Annotated in this window: 15 protein-coding genes and 1 tRNA gene; 8 read left to right on the top strand and 8 right to left on the bottom strand. The window is 59.5% G+C overall.

Features of this window, described 5'->3' with window-relative positions; genetic code table 11:
- Nucleotides 1–37: 37 nt before the first annotated feature.
- On the bottom strand, nt 38–664 hold the full coding sequence (locus tag IEX40_RS21675; RefSeq protein ID WP_188752321.1) for a TetR family transcriptional regulator: 627 nt from the start codon (nt 662–664) through the stop codon (nt 38–40).
- A gap of 161 nt (nt 665–825) precedes the next feature.
- Between IEX40_RS21675 and IEX40_RS21670 the strand changes: the two genes are divergently transcribed.
- The 3 genes from IEX40_RS21670 to IEX40_RS21660 are packed head-to-tail and all read left to right on the top strand — an operon-like array spanning nt 826 to nt 6,536.
- On the top strand, nt 826–1,977 hold the full coding sequence (locus IEX40_RS21670; RefSeq protein ID WP_229680887.1) for an efflux RND transporter periplasmic adaptor subunit: 1,152 nt from the start codon (nt 826–828) through the stop codon (nt 1,975–1,977).
- A 9-nt stretch (nt 1,978–1,986) separates the two neighbouring features.
- The gene (locus IEX40_RS21665; RefSeq protein WP_188752319.1) at nt 1,987–5,112 is read left to right on the top strand and encodes an efflux RND transporter permease subunit; all 3,126 of its coding nucleotides are present in this window, start codon (nt 1,987–1,989) and stop codon (nt 5,110–5,112) included.
- Nucleotides 5,109–6,536, top strand: a complete 1,428-nt coding sequence (locus IEX40_RS21660) for an efflux transporter outer membrane subunit (RefSeq protein ID WP_188752317.1) — start codon at nt 5,109–5,111, stop codon at nt 6,534–6,536. The genes IEX40_RS21665 and IEX40_RS21660 overlap by 4 nt, the downstream gene beginning before the upstream one ends.
- A gap of 63 nt (nt 6,537–6,599) precedes the next feature.
- Here IEX40_RS21660 and IEX40_RS21655 read toward each other — a convergent pair whose 3' ends face one another.
- From IEX40_RS21655 to IEX40_RS22200, 5 genes are all read right to left on the bottom strand, one after another.
- Nucleotides 6,600–8,186: an MFS transporter gene (locus IEX40_RS21655; RefSeq protein ID WP_188752315.1), complete on the bottom strand. Its 1,587-nt coding sequence runs from the start codon at nt 8,184–8,186 to the stop codon at nt 6,600–6,602.
- Between the two features lie 175 nt (nt 8,187–8,361).
- Complete coding sequence (gene ptsP / locus IEX40_RS21650) at nt 8,362–10,656, bottom strand: phosphoenolpyruvate--protein phosphotransferase (protein WP_188752313.1); 2,295 nt, start codon at nt 10,654–10,656, stop codon at nt 8,362–8,364.
- Nucleotides 10,653–11,993, bottom strand: coding sequence for a Na+/H+ antiporter NhaA (gene nhaA / locus IEX40_RS21645; RefSeq protein ID WP_188752311.1), 1,341 nt, complete (start codon nt 11,991–11,993; stop codon nt 10,653–10,655). The genes ptsP and nhaA overlap by 4 nt, the downstream gene beginning before the upstream one ends.
- A 232-nt stretch (nt 11,994–12,225) precedes the next feature.
- On the bottom strand, nt 12,226–12,390 hold the full coding sequence (locus IEX40_RS21640; protein WP_188752309.1) for a DUF1328 domain-containing protein: 165 nt from the start codon (nt 12,388–12,390) through the stop codon (nt 12,226–12,228).
- A 237-nt stretch (nt 12,391–12,627) separates the two neighbouring features.
- Complete coding sequence (locus IEX40_RS22200) at nt 12,628–12,759, bottom strand: hypothetical protein (protein WP_268235837.1); 132 nt, start codon at nt 12,757–12,759, stop codon at nt 12,628–12,630.
- Nucleotides 12,760–13,105: 346 nt separating this feature from the next.
- Between IEX40_RS22200 and IEX40_RS21635 the strand changes: the two genes are divergently transcribed.
- Together IEX40_RS21635 and IEX40_RS21630 are read left to right on the top strand one after the other, a co-directional pair.
- Entirely contained in the window at nt 13,106–13,894 is a 789-nt protein-coding gene (locus IEX40_RS21635) for a transglutaminase-like domain-containing protein (protein ID WP_188752300.1), read from the top strand.
- A 53-nt stretch (nt 13,895–13,947) separates the two neighbouring features.
- Nucleotides 13,948–14,793 (top strand): transglutaminase family protein, encoded by an 846-nt coding sequence (locus tag IEX40_RS21630; protein ID WP_188752298.1) that lies wholly within the window; start codon nt 13,948–13,950, stop codon nt 14,791–14,793.
- Between the two features lie 159 nt (nt 14,794–14,952).
- On the opposite strand, the gene IEX40_RS21625 is transcribed toward IEX40_RS21630, so the two are convergent.
- Complete coding sequence (locus IEX40_RS21625) at nt 14,953–15,816, bottom strand: YicC/YloC family endoribonuclease (RefSeq protein WP_188752296.1); 864 nt, start codon at nt 15,814–15,816, stop codon at nt 14,953–14,955.
- Nucleotides 15,817–15,922: 106 nt separating this feature from the next.
- Here IEX40_RS21625 and rph point away from each other — a divergent pair, with 106 nt between their 5' ends.
- Nucleotides 15,923–16,693 carry a ribonuclease PH gene (gene rph, locus IEX40_RS21620; protein WP_188752294.1) on the top strand — a complete coding sequence of 257 codons (771 nt, stop codon included), beginning with the start codon at nt 15,923–15,925 and terminating at the stop codon, nt 16,691–16,693.
- Nucleotides 16,694–16,760: 67 nt separating this feature from the next.
- Here the strand turns inward: rph and IEX40_RS21615 are convergent, their stop codons facing one another.
- Nucleotides 16,761–17,534, bottom strand: a complete 774-nt coding sequence (locus tag IEX40_RS21615; RefSeq protein WP_188752292.1) for an exodeoxyribonuclease III — start codon at nt 17,532–17,534, stop codon at nt 16,761–16,763.
- A 246-nt stretch (nt 17,535–17,780) separates the two neighbouring features.
- On the opposite strand from IEX40_RS21615, the gene pyrE reads away from it, so the two are divergent.
- The gene (gene pyrE, locus IEX40_RS21610; protein ID WP_188752290.1) at nt 17,781–18,428 is read left to right on the top strand and encodes an orotate phosphoribosyltransferase; all 648 of its coding nucleotides are present in this window, start codon (nt 17,781–17,783) and stop codon (nt 18,426–18,428) included.
- 77 nt (nt 18,429–18,505) lie between these two features.
- Nucleotides 18,506–18,581 (top strand) — tRNA-Phe (locus IEX40_RS21605).
- Nucleotides 18,582–18,993: the final 412 nt, after the last annotated feature.

Raw genomic sequence — 18,993 nt, 5'->3', positions numbered from 1 at the left:
TAGAATTCCACGCCTTTTAGCGGCGTTCTGTAATCAATTAGCCACGCTTACGCGCGCCATGTTGCAGCACCGCGATGATCGACTCGATAAATTGACCGGCCCGTTCACTTAGCGAAAAGCAGTTCGGATTCCTGAGCCATCTGATGATCAGTCCATCCACCATCACCTTGACCAGCAGAGACCCTGCCTCCACATCGAGATCGCGGGGCAACTGCCCCTTTCTCACTGCATTTTCCAGGGCGCGCACACGCCGCGTGTGCAGTTCCAGCTCCAGCTCTTGCATATGCACCGGCAGCTCATCGTTCGAGAGCACAGCCGTTTCACGCATATAGAGGGTGATCAGACGACGCATATCCTCGTCCTGCTCGGCACTGACCAGCAGTAGCCTCATCAGTTCGACAAACTTGCCCAGCGGATCCGCCTCACCCTCTGATTCACTGGCGTCCCCCAGTTTCGTCAACGGACTCGCGTAATGCTCCCACAAGCCATCGAACAGGTCCCACTTGTTCTTGAAGTGCCAGTAGATCGCACCGCGGGTCACGCCGGCACTCTGGGCGATATCGGACAGACTGGTCGCGGCGATCCCTTTCTCCGCGAACAGCGCCAGCGCTTTTTTCATGATGCAGAGACGGGTTGCTTCCGCCTCCTCTTTCGTTCTGCGCAATTTCTGACTCTTTTGATAAGTTTTTATGCCTGGTCAGTTTACATACAAACGCGAATGTATGTAAACTCACTGCTCATTCTTAACCGTCACGGCCTTCACTTCATCCACAGCAGGCATCGTCGGCACCTTCGCTTCACCGTCTTGAGCTACATGAGGATATCATGGGAACAACTATCACTTCGTTACGCCGTTGGCCTGCCGGACTGATGGCCGCCGCCTTGCTGCTGGGTCTGGCCGGATGCCAGGATAGCAGCGACCAAGGTGCCACAACAAACCGACCACCGACTGCAGTCGATGTGGTGACGCTGGAAAGTGTGTCGGTCGATATCACCGAAAGCTACCCTGGCCGTGTCGCCGCCTATCGCAGCGCCGAGATCCGCCCCCAGGTCGGAGGCATCATTCTCGCGCGCAAGTTTGAAGAGGGCTCCCATGTCGATGCGGGCGATCTGCTCTATCAGATCGACCCCGCCTTATACAAGGCCGAGCTCGCCAGCGCCGAAAGCGAATTGGCTCTGGCGGATGCCAACGCCCAGAGCGCTCGCCTGCTGGCTGAGCGCTATCGCGAACTGGTGAAGAGTTCAGCGGTCAGCCGCCAGGATGCGGACAACGCCGAGGCGGCCTGGAAGCAGGCACAGGCACAGATCCAGGCGGCCAAGGCCTCGGTGCAGAGTGCCAAGATCAATCTGGACTACACCCGCATCACCGCACCGATCTCGGGCATCATCAGCCGCTCCAGCGTGACCGAAGGCGCGCTGGTGTCAGCCGCGCAAAGCGGTGCCCTTGCCACCATTCGCCAGTTGTCGCCGGTCTATGTGGATATCCGCCAGCCGGCAAGTTCGGTGATGAAGATGAAGCGCAGCGGCGATGATCTTACCGCTGATGTGCAGCTGCAGCTCGAGGATGGCAGCCAGCTCGATGAAACCGGCACGCTGAAATTTTCCGAAAGCAGTGTCGATGAGGGCACCGGTACGGTCAATGTCCGCGCACAATTCCAAAACGATAAGGAGCTGCTGCTGCCGGGCATGTTCGTACGTGCCAGTGTTGTGGTTGAGCATCAGGATGCCGCCATTCTAGCCCCGCAGCAGGGCATTACCCGCCTGCCCAACGGTGCGGCACAAGCACTGGTCGTCAATGCCGACAACCAGGTCGAGTCCCGCCCGGTTGAGGTCGGCAGAGCGATTGCCGATAAGTGGCTTGTACTCTCGGGCCTCGCCGCCGGTGACAAGCTGATTATCGGCGGGCTGCAGAAGATCAAGGCAGGCGCTACAGTCACCCCGCGCGAGCAGGCTGCCGTTACCGCCGGCATGCAGTAAGGAGTTCCCATGGCACGTTTCTTTATCGACAGGCCGATATTCGCCTGGGTGATCGCGATTGTGATCATGGTCGCCGGGCTGCTATCGATCCGCATGCTGCCGATCCAGCAGTATCCGACCATCGCGCCCCCTTCGGTCAATGTCTCCGCCAACTATCCGGGTGCATCGGCACAAACCCTGGAAGACAGCGTCACCCAAGTCATCGAGCAGTCGATGACCGGTATCGACGGTCTGCTCTACATGTCGTCGAACAGCAGCTCTTCCGGCAGCGTACAGATCACGCTGACCTTCACCCCCGGTACCGATCCGGATATTGCCCAGGTCCAGGTGCAGAACAAACTGTCACAGGCTGAACCACTGCTGCCGCAAGCGGTTCAGCAGCAGGGCGTCAGCGTCACCAAGGGCAACACGGGCTTCCTGATGGTGGTCGGTCTTGTCTCGCCTAACGGCACGCTGAACCGGGCGGATCTGGCCGATTATGCGGTGAGCCAGCTCAAGGACCCGCTTTCGCGCACCCAGGGCGTCGGCAGTATCCGCATTTTCGGCGGCCAGTACGCCATGCGGGTCTGGCTGCAGCCGGAGAAGCTGACCTCCTATGGCCTGACGCCGCTGGATGTGAACAACGCGATCTCGACACAGAACAACCAGTTCGCTGCCGGCCAGCTGGGCGGCCTGCCCGCGTTTGGCAACCAGCAGTTGAACGCGACCATCATCTCCCAGTCACGGCTGGAGAGTACCACGCAGTTCGAGCAGATCCTGCTCAAGGTCAACAGCGACGGCTCCCAGGTACGGCTGAAAGATGTCGCGCGTATCGAGTTGGGTGCTGAAGACTACTCTGCGGTCAGCCGCTTCAACGGCAAACCGGCAGCGGGCCTGGCGATCCAACTGGCCAGCGGCTCCAATGCGCTGGATACTGCGGACGCAGTCAAGGCACGCCTGGAGGAGCTCAAGCCTTTTTTCCCGGATGATCTGGAAGTGGTCATCCCCTATGACACCACACCGTTTATCGAGATCTCCATCGATGAGGTGGTCAAAACCCTGGGCGAAGCGATCCTGCTGGTGTTCCTGGTCATGTACCTGTTCCTCGGTAATTTCCGCGCCACCTTGATTCCGACCATCGCCGTGCCGGTGGTGCTGCTCGGTACCTTTGGCGTTATGGCCGCATTCGACTACAGCATCAATACGCTGACCCTGTTCGGTATGGTGCTGGCGATCGGCCTGCTGGTGGACGACGCCATCGTCGTGGTCGAAAACGTAGAACGCGTGATGCATGAGGATGGTTTGCCTCCTCTTGAAGCAACCCGCCGATCGATGGACCAGATCACCAGCGCGCTGGTCGGTATCGGTCTGGTGCTGTCGGCAGTATTCGTGCCGATGGCCTTCTTCCCGGGATCGACCGGTGCCATCTACCGCCAGTTCTCGCTGACCATTGTCTCTGCCATGGCGTTGTCGGTGATGGTGGCGTTGATCCTGACACCGGCTCTCTGTGCCACCATTCTGAAACCGGCCAAGCCTGGGCACCATGACAGCGGCGGTATATTCGGTTGGTTCAACCGTGGCTTTAACCGTGCAACCAAGCGCTATCAGCGCTCGGTAGGCGGCATCCTTAAACGCCCCATGCGATTGCTGGGTATCTATCTCGCACTCGTGGTCGGCATGGGCTACCTCTATGTCAAAATGCCCACCTCCTTCCTGCCCAATGAGGATCAGGGGGTATTCCTGACCCTGGTGCAGTTGCCGGCGGGCGCGACCCAGGGCCGTACCCTGGAGGTGATGAAGCAGATCGAGACCTTCGCGGAGCGGGAGGAGAACATCGCCTCGCTGTTCACCGTATCCGGCTTCAGCTTCGCCGGTCAGGGGCAAAACATGGGCCTGGCGTTCATGAAGCTTAAACCCTGGGATGAACGTACCGAGCCGTCACAGTCGGTCGATGCGATTATCGGTCGCGCCTGGGGCGCGTTCAGCCAGATCTCCGACGCCCGTATTTTCCCGATCAACCTGCCACCCATTCCGGAGCTGGGGACCGCCACGGGCTTCAACATGATGCTGCAAGACCGCGGCAATATCGGCCACGAAGCCCTGATTGCGGCACGTAACCAGATGCTGGGCATGGCGGCACAGGATCCGCGCCTGGCTGGCGTGCGTCCCAACGGGATGGAGGATGTGCCGATCTTCCGCATCGAGCTCGATCACGAGAAGATCAAGTCGATGGGGCTGGATATCGATGATGTGAACTCGACGATGAGCACCGCCTGGGCATCGAAGTATGTCAATGACTTCGTCGATCGCGGCCGGGTCAAGAAGGTGTACGTCCAGGCTGATGCGCCCTACCGGATGCTGCCCAGCGACCTCGATAGCTGGCACGTGCGCAACGCCGGCGGTGAGATGGTGCCCTTCTCTGCGTTTGCCACCAGCTACTGGGATTACGGCTCTCCGCGGCTGGAGCGTTACAACGGCGTACCCGCGGTCAATATCCAGGGCCAGGCGGCTCCCGGTTACAGTACCGGCGAAGCGATGCAGGCGATGGAGGAGATGCTGAGCACGCTGCCGGCAGGCCTGTCGGTTGAGTGGACCGGCATGTCCTACCAGGAGCGCATGGCCGGCTCTCAGGCACCGGCTCTCTATGCGTTGTCGATACTGGTGGTGTTTCTCTGCCTGGCGGCACTCTATGAGAGTTGGTCGGTACCCTTCTCGGTGCTGCTTGTGGTACCGCTGGGTGTACTTGGTGCACTGGCCGCGGCGACACTACGCGGTCTGGATAACGATGTTTATTTCCAGGTCGGCTTGTTGACCACCATCGGTCTGGCAGCGAAAAACGCCATCCTGATCGTGGAGTTCGCCAAGTCGCTCCACGAACAGGGCATGGAGTTGTTCGAAGCCACTGTCGAGGCCGCGCGTATGCGTCTGCGTCCGATCATCATGACCTCGATGGCGTTCATTCTCGGCGTCACGCCGCTGGCGTTGAGCTCCGGTGCCGGCGCCGCCAGTCGGCAGGCGATCGGTACCGGGGTGATCGGGGGCATGCTCAGCGCCACCTTCCTGGCGATCTTTTTCGTGCCACTGTTCTACGTACTGGTGATACGCCTGACCACAAGGAAGCGCGTCCAGACCGTACCGACAGGAGAAACAGTATGAAAGTGATTCCCCTGGCACTGGCGATTTCACTGCTGGCGGGCTGTTCTATGATCCCCTCCTACCAGCAGCCGGAAGCAGAGGCGCTCAACACCTGGCAGAGCAGCCAGCAGCACGGACTTGCTGCGGCCGACACGGGTTGGCGGGCGATCTTCGCCGACCCAGCCCTGGTCAGCGTCATTGGCCAATCCCTTGAAGCGAGCAAGGATCTGCGACTGTCACTGCTCAATGTGGAGCGTTACCGCGCGCAATACCGTATCCAGCGCGCCGACCTGCTGCCGTCGATCACCGCTTCCGGCAGCGGTACACGCCAGCGCCTGCCACAAACCTATAACAGTAGCGGTGAGGACAGTATCTCCAGCAGCTACAGCGCCACGGTGGGTCTGGCCTCGTACGAGCTGGACCTGTTTGGCCGGGTGCGCAGCCTCAAGCAGCAGGCACTGGAAAGCTACCTGGCCCAGGCACAAAATCTGCGCACCGCGCAACTGACGCTGGTCGCCAATGTGGCCGATGCCTACCTGAACTGGGTTGCCGACCGGGAGTTGCTGACACTGGCCAAGCAGACCCAGGCGATCGAGGCGGATAACCTGGCGCTGGTGAAAAAGCGTTTTGACCTTGGCGTTGCATCCGAGCTGGAGCTTTCCCAGGCCCAGGCCGCACTTGAGGATGCCAACGTCGCCCTGTCACGTTATCAACGCCTGACGGAGCTGGACCGCAACGCGCTGACCCTTCTGGTCGGCGCGCCACTATCGACCGGCTGGCAGCCGGCCGAACGGCTGGACGTGGCAAGCATCGCCGGGGTGGAGCCGGGCCTGCCCTCTGAGCTGCTCGCCCAGCGGCCCGACATCCTCGCGGCCGAGCATCAGCTCAAAGCCGCCAATGCCAACATCGGTGCCGCCCGTGCCGCTTACTTTCCGACGATAAGCCTGACAGCAAACCTGGGTTCGATGAGCCGTGAACTGAGTGACCTGTTCGCTGCCGGCAGTGGCAGTTGGCTGTTTATGCCCAGCATCAGCCTGCCGATCTTCAATGCCGGACGCCTGGATGCACAACTGGACACGGCGGAAGTAGACCACGAAATCACGCTGACCCAGTATCAGCAAGCGGTACAGAGCGCATTCACCGAGGTGTCCAACGCCTTGGCAGAACGCGACGGCTACGCCGTTCAGCTCGCTGCCCAGGAGCGGGCCGAGACCGCCTACGCGCGCTACTTCGAGATTGCCGACCAGCGCTATCACAACGGCGTCGACAGCATGTTGACCCGATTGGATGCACAGCGCAATCTGGTCGCTGCCCAGCAGGCCAGTATCGGAGCCCGCCTGGCATTGATGCAGGCCAAGGTGGACCTGTACCGGGCGCTCGGGGGTGGCTGGCGGGACCAGAGTCCGGAGGCGGCCAACCCTAACCCTGCAACTACCGTTCAGTAAGCCCTGTATACCCTGCTCCGGCCGGCGCCGCCTGTTCACACGCCGCCAGGGCAGGGTCTCCCGCTACTCACTTGCCCTCACCATCCCCCGGATGGTTTCTGCTTCACTATCCGAGGCACCGCTGAGCAACCCCTCTTCGATCAGGCTGTTGATCCGCTCCTTGTGCAGCGCGAACAGTTCATGCAGTGAGCGGGTGATCTCGATCCGCTGCTCCGGATACAGCTCCACCAGCTGCTTCATCAACTCACCCGACTGCTTCGGCAACGCCAGCACCATCTGGGTGGCCACGTCAGCCGGCGCCAGCGCGGCACTGTCCAGTGCGGTGCGGATCAACTCGGCCGGATCCTGGGGATGCTGACGCAGGGCGACCAGCAGCAGCTTCAATGCCGGATCGTTGATCTCGGCCAAGCTGTAATCCATGCGAGGGTCAAGCTGGGAGCCGCCAATTGAGCTTGGCTGCGTCGTCACCTGGTAGGGGCTACTGGCGGCCAGACGCTCGGTGCGGATAAACAGCTTGCGTGTCAGCAGGAAGATGACGACGGCGGCGTGGACCGCGATCAGGTAGTAGTAGAGCCAGATGATCTCAAACCGGTTCATCAGGTAACCGGCGACCACCGGTCCCAGTACGCCGCCAAGACCAAGCAGGATCTGTAGCGTACTGGTCGCCGGCATCGCCTCCTTCAGGTCGATATGATCGAACACCTGGGTAACCGCCAGCGGAAACAGGGCAACGCCCGAGCCGCCGGAGACCAAAAACACAGCCACCAGCAACGGCACCGGCAACGCATGGAAATAGTCGAGTACGATCAACAGGTTACTCGCAACGCCAAGAACCATCAGCCCCGCGGCCACGGTCCGCTTGTCCAGTCGGTCGGCGAGCCAGCCGGTGGGGTACTGGGTCAGCAGGCCACCGAGCTGATAGGAGCCCAGGATCAGTGCCAACCAGAGGCCGCTGAAGCCGCGCTCATAGGCATACAACGAGATCAGTGAGACGCTGGCGGCGCTGATCATCCCGGCACAGAAGGAGGAGACGGTGCCCGACGGCGAATAGCGCCACAACTGCTGCAGCGACATCGGCCGGGCTCGCTCGGCTACCTCCGGCACCGGTATCCGGCTCATCGCCATGATGATCAGCGATAACGACAGAAACAGGCTGATCAACCCGAACAGCCGCGGATCACTGTCCACCGACAGGTTCAGCAGAAACGGCGCGCTGCCAAAGCCAAGGGCGATGCAGATCTGGTAAACGCTGAATATTCGACCGCGGTTGCTGCTGTCGCTGAGTACATTGAGCCAGCTCTCCAGAGTGATAAAACCGGTCACGAAACAGAAGCCGGCGAGCAGGCGCAGCAGTCCTGTGAGCCAGACGTTGTCGATATAACTGTGACCGACGGCGATAACCGCAAGGGTCGCGGCCATACTGGCGAAGGTACGGATATGACCGACCCTGTGCACCGCCCTGGAGCCAAACAGCCCCGCCAGAATCGCTCCGGCGGGGTACATACTCATCGCCAAGCCGATATTCGAGGTAGTAATCCCCTGTTCACTCATACGGATCGGTAGTAGTACGAAGAACAGGTTGAGACTCACAGCATATGCGCTGATCGCCAGCAGTATAGGGCTGATACGGTGGATAAGTTTTTGCTGCATATTCCAGGTCCATTACGGGACGATATCGGCCAGGCTATGGCTGGCAACACTCCATAGCAAAGGGCAAAATCCGGGCCATGTACAGTGCTCTGAACTGCTTCCCTTTCCTAATCCACGAAGCTGTCGGCAACGTTCATCTCTGAGAGGAAGTACCCTTTGGGTGTGCAGCACCTGGTCAGCTGGAGTTGCCCGGATGCACCAGGCCCTCGAGACCCGCATCGACGAGGGCCTGGGTCAGCAGGGTGCGAATAGCACTGGCCTGCTCCAGTTGCAGCGACTGCCGCAGCAGGGCTCTGGCCCGTTGCCGACTGAAGGAATGAATCGCCCACTTGATTCGCGGCAGGTCGCCGGCGCTCAGGCTGAGACTGCTGACACCCATACCGATCAGCAGCAGTGCCACGGCAGGATCGCCGGCCGCTTCGCCGCAGACACTGACCGGTATGCCGCATCGCTTGCCGGCCCGGATGATGCGAAGCAACGCCTGTATCACGGCCGGATGGAGGGCATCGAACCAGCGCGCGACACGCTCGTTGTTGCGGTCGACCGCGAGCAGGTACTGAGTCAGATCGTTGGTGCCGACCGACAGAAAGTCCACCCGCCTGGCCAGCGCCTCGACCTGGAAGACGGCAGATGGCACCTCGATCATCGCACCCAACAGCGGTTGCGTAACACTATGTCCCTCCTGCTCCAGCTCCTGACGAGCCCGTTGTATCAGTATCAGAGCCTCGTCCAGGTCTTCGACCCGGCTGATCATCGGCAACAACAGGCTCAGGTTGTCCAACCCGCTGCTTGCCCTGAGCATGGCCCGGATCTGGGTCAGAAACATCTCGGGATGATCGAGCGAAATACGGATGCCGCGCCAGCCGAGAAACGGATTCGTTTCCTGTATCGGGAAGTAGGTCAGCGGCTTGTCGCCGCCAATATCCAGCGTCCGCAGTGTCACCGGACGGGGATGAAAGGTTTGGAGTATCTTTCGGTAAAGGGTGTACTGCTCCTCTTCGGTCGGAAAGCTGTCCCGTACCATGAAGGGGTATTCGGTACGGTACAGGCCGATGCCTTCGGAGCCTGCTGCAAGCGATGGATTGAGATCGGACAGCAAGCCTGCATTGGTATAAAGCGGGATTCTGAAACCATCGGGCGTTTGCGCCGTTTGGTCGCGCAGGTGGCGAAGCTTCTTCGACAGTCTGCGTTCGCGCGCGGCAATGTTCCGGTATTCCCGTTTCAGGTTGGCGTCGGGTTCGATGTAGAGCCGTCCCTCATAACCGTCGACAATCAGCGACTTGCCGTGAAGACTGTTGAGAGGGAGGGTGTCGGCAAGGCCCATTACCGCCGGGATACCCATGGAGCGCGCCAGAATTGCCAGGTGTGACAGCCTTGAACCGTGCCCCGAGATCACCGCCACCAGATGCGCGCCCTTAACCGCGGCCAGATCCAGAGGGCTAAGGTCCTCTCCGACGAGTATGGCGCGTGCGGGATAGCGCTCCTCAACCGGTTCCAGCGTCTGCAGCTCGTTGAGCAGGGCGCGACCGATATCGCGAATGTCATCGGCCCTTTCTCTGAGATAGGGGTCCTCCATCGCTTCGAAATAGCGAGCATGTTCCTGGATGCTGTTGCGCAGTGCACCGGCTGCCCAGTTGCCCTGGCGGATGCCGGCCAGCGTGCTTGTGACCAGTTCATCGCTGCGGGCAATCATGGCGTAGGCGCGAAACAGTGTCCGATCCTCCGCCGTCAGCCCCCCTCCCTGCTCTTCGGCTATCCGGTCAAGCTCGTTGGCAACATGGCTGACGGCAGCCTGAAAGAGCGCGATCTCGGCGTCGATATCGGTTACGTCACGATCCGGAATCCGCGCGAGTTCCGCTTTGGCATAGACGACATGTCCGGTACCGAAGGCGATACCCGGTGCACCGATGACACCCTCGAAAAAGGGGGCTGCCGACAGGTCGCCGGAAGCGCCTGAGTTGATGCGGCCACGGGCCTTGGCCAGTTGAATGCCGCCTGCGATCTGCGCCGCCAGGGTCGCCAGCGATGCCAACTCGGATTCGCTGAAACGGTATCGCGCCTTCTGTTGCACAACCAGTACGCCCAGTAGGACTCCCTGATGCATGATGGGAACACCTAGGTAGCCCTGGCAATTGGCATCCTGGTGATCCGGCGATGCCTGGCTATCGCAGAGGTTAACCGGTTCCGAACGCTCAGCCACGAGGTTGGCCAGAGTGTCGGCGAATGCGTGCTGCAACGGGGGGCCGGCATGAGCTTCGAGGCCGTCGCTGGCCATCAGTCGCTGCAGTTCCGGCCGTGCGGGGTCTGAAAGGTAGAGCAGGCAGATGTCGACCTGAAAAACATTGCGCACGTCCTGGACGATACCTTGCAGGGCGCTGTCGAGGTCCAGAGCAGCCCCTAGGCTCTGGACGATGGCATCAAAACGGGTCGTCAGCAGCAGTGACGAATGCGATGCCGGTTCTCGAATCATGATCCTCTCCCAGAAGGTGGCGCGGACAGCGGCAACAACAGTGCGATACCCGCAATCGCGGATGAGACTGAGGCCAGCAGAATGCCCAGCTTGGCACTGTCGATCTGGCTTGGGCCGAAGGCCAGGTTGGCAATGAACAGCGCCATCGTGAAACCGATCCCGGCGAGCAGCGCGCCACCGGACAGCAATCTCCAACTGAGGTCCGGTGGCCGGGTCGCGATACCGGCGCGTACGGCCAGCCAACTGAACGTTAAAATGCCAACGGGTTTACCGAGCACGAAGCCGAAGAACACGGCCAGGCTGATGGAAGCGTCCAGTTCGTCGAACGACAGTGGCAGACCGGCATTGGCGAAGGCAAACAGCGGCATGATGACAAAACCGACCCAGGGGTGCAGCGTCATCTCCAGCCTTTCGACCGGTGACAGGGTTTCACGCGCGGCGATCTCCGCGGCCAGCAACGTTTGTCGGTGACGGGTATCGCCGCTTCCCAGCTCATCGGCCGGGTGTGCGACCACCTGACTCAATATGGCATACAGACGTTCGTCGCTGACCCAGCGGCGTGCCGGTGTCATCAGCCCGAGAGCGACACCGGTGATGGTGGCATGGATACCGGATGCGTCCACCAACAGCCAGACCAGAGCCCCTCCCAAAAAATAGAGTGGGAAACCACGGATGCCAATGCCCGCCATCGCCCGAATAGCCGCCAAGCCGCCTGCCGCCAGCGCCAGTGCCCCCCAGGAGAGATCGCTGCTGTAGCCGATCGCGACGACAAGGATGGCACCGATGTCGTCGACGATCGCCAGCGAAAGCAAGAACAGGCGCAGGCTTGGCGGAATACGCGACCCCAGTAGCGCCAGGCAACCGATGACAAAGGCGGTATCGGTCGCCATCACCGTGCCCCAGCCCGTTACCCCGGGCTGGCCCCACTGCAGCGCCAGGTACAGCAATGCCGGCACCAGCATGCCACCCGCCGCGGCCGTGATGGACAACGCTGCCATGCGTGGCTGGCTCAACTCGCCCAATACCAGTTCACGTTTGAGTTCCAGCGCAACGAGGAAGAAAAACAGCGTCATCAGGCCATCGTTGATCCACTCCTTCAGCGAGCGGGCGAACTCGAACTCCCCGAAGTGAAACCCGATCTCGATCTCCCAAAGTTCCAGAAAAGGATGTGCCCAGGAGGAGTTGGACAGGGCCAGCGCCGCGGCCGTGAACAGCAGCAGCACGGCACCTCCGGCGGCCTCGATGTGCAGAAAGCGGGTAAAAGGTTGGAGCAGCCGATTCACGTAGGCCGGCGGCAGTCGAGTAACTGCCGGCTCAGGCTGCGGATCATCGGCCATGAGGTGCACTCAATCGGTCGGCGAACACGGAAGAGCAGCGCGTACGTGCGGCGCAATTGTGCGCCGCCCGCCCTCCGGCAGCGGTCGGTCGCGGCTCGTCAGCAACCTGCAGCAGTGATGCTCTTGCCAGGTCTGAGGTGTGCATATTCATCTTCCGGCAGGGGGGGGCGAAATGCCGATGCCTGCTTGGTGCGGTTCGGAACACCGAAGCCGGCGCTGCGCAGGTTTGGGGTCATCTGCGGCGTTGCAGTCCTATGACCAGCGAGACGACAAACAGTGCGACAAAGAATACAAACAGGATTCTGATAATCTCGACAGCGCCGGCGGCGACACCGGTAAAGCCCAGTAATCCCGCGATGACCGCGACGATAAAAAATACAGCAGCAAAATAGAGCATCTGCTTTTCTCTCCCGTTGTGCGATTAGTGATATAGCACCAGCGCCGAAGTCCGCGTGTGGTTGCTACTGGATCAGTCGGTCGTTATGGACCGCTTTCTCGCCTTTGACACCTGGCACCTCTGGGGGTCTGTTGATATCAACCTGAGAGCTGACGAATCCGCTCGAATGCAAGATACCCTTACTTCCAAGATAGCCTTACTAGAAAGTCTAGACGTCGATTCCAGAGATAACACGATTCAGGTCTCCGGATGGGGTGGAAAATGGGTATATTCCGCATCGTCATCCTTGTGTTCGCGTAGCTGGAGGATCGACTTCGGCACAGTGATCGAACGGCCGATCATGAGGTCTCGGCAGTCCAGGATGTTCACCTGGAGAACCTGGGGGTGGTATATGCGTGCTATATTGAACTAGTGGCACCGGGGCGTTTCGCTTGTAGTGCCCCTGCAGCAATACAAGGGCGTAGACCCACGACGTCGCACAACCACCTGCCGCCGTGTTGCTAACCGATACAGGAGTGGTTGTCCGTTTCGAAATTGATCCTACTGCCTCTGGGGATGCGCCTGGACTAAACCGGCGATACCCGGCGTCATGCGGAGTTCCCCGGCGGTCCGACCATCTCTCGTCTGTATGTCGACAGGGCTTTGCTGAGCATCGGCAAACTGCTGTTCGAGCCCTTATCCGGTTGTGGATGCCGATTCTCCAAGGAGGAATTACATGCGGTTACGTGCCAGTTGTGACTTGACGTTCGATATCACAGTGCCGACCCCGTTTATTCTCATGCTGCGGCCGCGCAGCGGTGCCAATCAATGGGTTGCGCGCGAGGAGTACAACATCAAGCCCGTCGTGCCGGTTTTTGAATTCACCGATGGTTACGGCAACCTGTGCCAACGTCTGGTCGCTCCCCCGGGCACGTTTTCGGTCCATACGGTGGCCGAGCTGATGGTCGCAGATGGCGTCGACAGGGCGCCCGGCGCGCCTTTCGTAAATGTGGAGCATCTGCCGGATGGGGTGCTTTGCTATCTGCTGCCGAGTCGTTATTGCGAGTCCGATCATTTCAACGAGATGGCCGCTGAAATCACCTCGGGGCAGCGCTTGGGGTACGATCAGGTTGCGGCGATCGAGGCCTGGCTGCGTAGCGCATTCAGTTATGTGCCTGGCAGCACCAGCGCCACCCTGTCTGCCGTGGAGGTGAACGCCAGGCAGGTCGGTATTTGTCGTGATCTGGCGCATCTCGGCATCGCCTTGTGCCGCAGTCTCAGCATTCCTGCGCGCATGGTGGTGGGGTATCTACATGATTTGGAACCCATGGATCTGCACGCCTGGTTCGAGGCCTACGTTGGCGACCGCTGGTATACCTTCGATGCCACGCAGTCAGCGTTAAGAGGCGGATATGTGGCGCTGGGTTACGGGCGTGATGCGGCCGATGTCGCGGTGTTCAATCAATTCGGCCCCCCCTCATTCGCAACGGCCCAGACAGTGCGGGTCGAACGGCTTCACGACTGACGCTGAGCCGGAAGCTGGAAACCTTTAATCGTACACCGACGAGGATCGCCAGCTTGCTATTCAACATCCAACATCGTACTCGCTACACCTACTCTCAACCCGTGCGGCTGAGCCCACAACAACTGCGCTTTTTTCCACGCTGCGACGGCTCGCAGCAGGTACTCGTTCATCAGCTTTACATCAACCCTGCACCTCAAGGGCAGAATGAACTCCTCGACCTGGAGGGCAATCACGTCACCCAGGTATGGTTTGACGGCGAAACCCAATATTTCGAAATCGAGGTCAGCATGCAGGTTCAGACACTGCGGAAGAACGCTTTCGATTTCGTGTTGGCGCCGGAAGCGATGCGGTTACCGATAAGCCACGATCAGGATGCGATCTGCGCCAGGGCCTATCTGGAACGCAGCTGGGCGGACGATGCCGTGACCGTCTTCGCGGCGGAACTCAGCCTGGGCGTGAACCGCGATACCTTGAGATTTCTGGACCGTCTCAATCATTACCTGCACGATGAATTTGTCCAGATCCATCGTCACTCCGGCGCGCCGCAGGCGCCGGCATTCACCTTGCAAACCCGGCGTGGCGCTTGTCGCGATCTCGCCGTCCTGTTTGTCGATTGCTGCCGGGCCGAGGGGTTGGCGGCGCGCTTTGCCAGCGGCTACCAGAAAGGCGATCTGCAGCGCGACCGCCGGGATCTGCATGCCTGGCCAGAGGTGTATCTGCCGGGTGCGGGTTGGCGCGGATGGGACCCAACTCACGGATATATGCTTGCCGATACGCATGTGACGATCGCAGCGGCGGCAGATGCACGGGATACGCTGCCGGTCAGCGGTGTCTTTGTCGGTGGCGGCGCGAGCAGCATGCTCGACTTCGCTGTGCAGATCCAGGTCTCGGACCCATAAGCGATGACTCCGCTCTAAATGCTCAAAAATCACCGCTACAACGCTTGAGTTTTCAGGCCTTTGAAAAGCGTTTTGGAATACACTGACGACAGATGACACCGCCGTCGAGTCCACCTGTGCTTAGGTAATGCATTGCGAATATCGGTAGCCAATACCTCATTATTCGATATTCTGGATCTGCTCGCGCATCTGCTCGATCAGCACTTTCAGCTCCACCGCCCGCTGGGTAGTGCTCGCTACAATCGACTTGGAAGACAGGGTGTTAGCCTCGCGGTTGAGTTCCTGCATCAGGAAGTCGAGGCGACGGCCGACCGGGCCCTTTTGAGCCAAGACACGTCGTACCTCCTGGACATGGGTATCAAGGCGATCCATCTCCTCATCAACATCGGCCCGCTGCGCGATCAACACCAGCTCCTGTTCCAGGCGCATGGGGTCGGCGTCAATCTTCATCTCCTCGATGCGTGCCCGCATCGCGTCCCGTTGCGCGGCCAGGATCTTCGGCATCAACACGCGCACCTCGGCAACTATCTCGGAGATCGAATCCAAACGCTGTTGAATCAGCTGGCTCAACTCAGTACCTTCACGCTCACGACCGGCCGACAGATCGGTCAAAGCGCCGTCGAACAGCTTCAAAGCCTCCCCCTTGATCATCTCCATATCCAGCTCTGTTTCGGCCAGCACGCCCGGCCAACCCAGAACCTGAAAAGTATCCAGCGGAGCTGAATCGGGCATCAATGCGCGCACCTGAGTCGCGGCCGCGATAACCTCTTGCGCCCTAGCCTGATCCACGTTCAGAGTCTGCGCCCCCGCTTCCGCGACGAAGCGCAGGGTGCACTCTACCTTTCCCCGGCTCAGCGATGTGCGCAACTTTTCCCTCAGAGAACCCTCAAGGTCACGCAGGCTATCCGGCAGGCGCAGGTGCGGTTCGAGGTAGCGGTGGTTGACCGAGCGAATCTCCCAGGTAAGTGTCCCCCATTCCCGGTGCAGTTCCTGGCGGGCGAAGGCGGTCATGCTGCGTGTCATATGGTGCGATCTCGATTAAAATTGTGGACTCTGATTCGACACATATTAACAGCCCCTCCGCCGTGCCTCTATCGGCCTGGGGAAAACCCGCTATTAAGGTATCTTCATGTCCTCCACACTCTCCGAACAGCTGCAGAATCTGGGTCTGAAAAAACTGCGTCCAAGCGGTCGCCAGCCGGACCAGATGCGCGAAGTACGCATCACGCGTAATTTCACCAAACATGCAGAGGGCTCGGTTCTGGTCGAATTTGGCGATACCAAGGTGATCTGTACCGCGACCGTCGACCGTGGCGTACCCCGTTTCCTGCGTGGCTCAGGATCGGGCTGGGTTACCGCTGAATACGGCATGCTGCCGCGCTCCACCAATACCCGTAGCGACCGTGAAGCTGCGCGCGGCAAGCAGGGGGGGCGTACGGTCGAGATCCAGCGTCTGATCGGCCGTTCCCTGCGAGCGGCATTGGATCTGAACAAGCTGGGCGAGAACACCATCACCATCGATTGCGATGTAATCCAGGCCGACGGCGGCACCCGCACCGCGTCGATCACCGGCGCATTCGTGGCACTGCAGGACGCCGTTAATTTCCTCAAGAAAGACAAGAACGGTGCCATGAAAGGTGACCCGATCAAGCATCAGCTCGCCGCCGTCTCCGTCGGCATCTACGAAGGCCAGCCGGTGCTTGACCTGGATTACGCCGAAGACTCCAAAGCCCATACCGATATGAATGTAATCATGACCGCCAGTGGCGGCTTCGTAGAGGTCCAGGGAACGGCCGAGGGCGAACCCTACACTCAGGACGAACTGAATGCGATGCTGGAACTGGCCAACAAGGGGATTCGGGAGCTTATCCAGCTCCAGACGGCCGCATTGAACAGCTGAAAGCACAGCCTGCGCCCCATAAAAAAGAAGCCTTTCGGCTTCTTTTTTATGGGTGATCGGCAGCGACTTAAAGATCGACGGCGTAATCGATAATCAGCGGGCAGTGCTCCGAAAAGCGGTGGTCGCGGTCAATTTTCGCCCCCTTGATGCTCTTACGCAGATTGGCCGTGGTGATCTGGTAATCCAGTCGCGCGCCCTCATTCAACGTCCAGGCACGGTTGTAGTCTGGCCACCAGGTATACTGACGCTCCGCCTTGTTCACCTCGCGGAACGCATCCACGTAACCCATTTCACCGACAACCTCGTCCATCCATGCCCGCTCCTCGATGAGGAAGCCGGACACCTTCTGGTTCACATACCAGTTACTCAGATCGATCGGCTTGTGGGCGATGTTGAGAGTACCGGCAAAAATGAAATCGCGACGTTTACGCAGCGTTTTCTTCAAATGGTTTTTAAAGTGTTCGAGATATTCGAGCTTGCCCGCCTGCGCCTCTTCGCTTTTCAACCCGGAGGGAACCGTCAGTGACGAAACACTGACCTTATCGAAGTCGGCCTGAATGAAGCGTCCCTGATAGTCGCACTGCTCGAAGCCCAGCCCGGTCATGATCGCTTTCGGCAGGTGACGTGTGTAGATGGCCACCCCGCTGAACCCCTCGTCGAAGGCATCGAAAAAGTAGGCGTGGTAACCATCCGGATGATAACGATCGCCATCCAACTGATACTCGCGTGCTTTCAGATTTTGCAGGCAGACGACATCCGCATCCTGCTTGACCATCCAGTCGAAAAAACCTTTGTCAGCGGCCTGTTCAATACCCTGAGTATTGAATGTGATCACGCGCATAGTTTGTTGTGCCTCACCCGAGCGAGCATCCGGAAATGAAAATCAGAAACGTCGATTGTATCGGTAAGGGACGGAAATTTAAAATTTTTCCATGCCACTTTAGCCATAAGGTCCAAATTGACCCGTCGAATCGGGCCAGCAGAATGAATGTTGGGAAAAATTGCTGCAGGAGCAGCCGTACACGGCTATTAACGGTATTATTAGCCCCTGTTATATCCCGCCGGAACAAGTAACTGGAGACACCCTATGCAGGAGTATCAGCGCGCCTTTATCGAATTCGCCATTGAACAAGAGGTCCTGAGATTTGGCGAGTTCACTTTGAAATCGGGCCGCAAAAGCCCCTACTTCTTCAACGCTGGCCTGTTCAATACCGGTGCGGCATTGGCCAAGCTCGGACAGTTCTACGCTTCTGCAATCGTCTCTTCCGGCATCGAGTTCGACGTCATGCTTGGCCCCGCGTACAAGGGTATCCCGCTGGCCGCCGCAACAGCGGTCGCGTTGGCGACCGAACACCAGCGCGACGTGCCCTATGTGTTCAACCGCAAGGAGGCCAAGGACCATGGTGAGGGCGGCACACTGGTCGGAGCGCCCCTTGAAGGTCGGGTATTGATCATTGACGATGTCATCACCGCCGGCACCGCGATTCGCGAGGTCATGGCGATTATCAACGCTGCCGGCGCTCAACCTGCTGCTGTTGCCATTGCCCTGAACCGCATGGAGCGGGGTCAGGGCGAACTCTCGGCGATCCAGGAGGTCGAGCGCGACTACAACATGCCGGTGGTCAGCATCGTCACGCTGGATGATCTGATCGAGTTTCTGGAGGAGAAGGGCGATATGCAGAACGAACTGGCCGCCATTCGTCAGTACCGCACTGATTACGGCATCAACGCCTGAGCCACAAAAAGAGCCCTTATACGGCGTGATCAAGCTTGACCGAATACGCGCTAAGTGGTTGAATACGCAACCTGATTGCCCGGATAGCTCAGTCGGTAGAGCAGGGGATTGAAAATCCCCGTGTCGGTGGTTCGATTCCGCCTCCGGGCACCACCTCTTTCAGAAGCCCTGCATCGTTGATGCGGGGCTTTTTCGTTTCAGGCCGTTCCCAACAAACATATCAAACATTGGTCTTCAGGGAATCTCTATTGGTCTCTCGGGCATTGAATTCGCTCTACACAACCCTTTTTCAAACAGGCTGAGGGAGTTAATAAATCGCCTATTGGCGGAGTCTATGAAGGGATACAGGCGCTAGTGTAGCGATGACCTACAATAGGTCCCAAGCGGTGCTTGGGATCCCTGCGGTACAGGCGTGGTCGCATGGGCCCTGTGTAGTACACAGCAGTTCCCGCTTCCCAATACGAAAAAAGGCCACCCCTTTCGGGATGGCCTTCTATCGTTCCCCGAAGGGGGACGCTGATTAGGTGCCTGGCGATGATTCCACGTCTCTATTGTCACCAGGCAA

It is taken from the genome of Marinobacterium zhoushanense (assembly GCF_014641945.1).
Taxonomy (GTDB): Bacteria; Pseudomonadota; Gammaproteobacteria; order Pseudomonadales; family Balneatricaceae; genus Marinobacterium_D; species Marinobacterium_D zhoushanense.
Note: the sequence above shows the minus strand (reverse complement) of the source record. Positions and strands in the feature narration are given on the sequence as shown.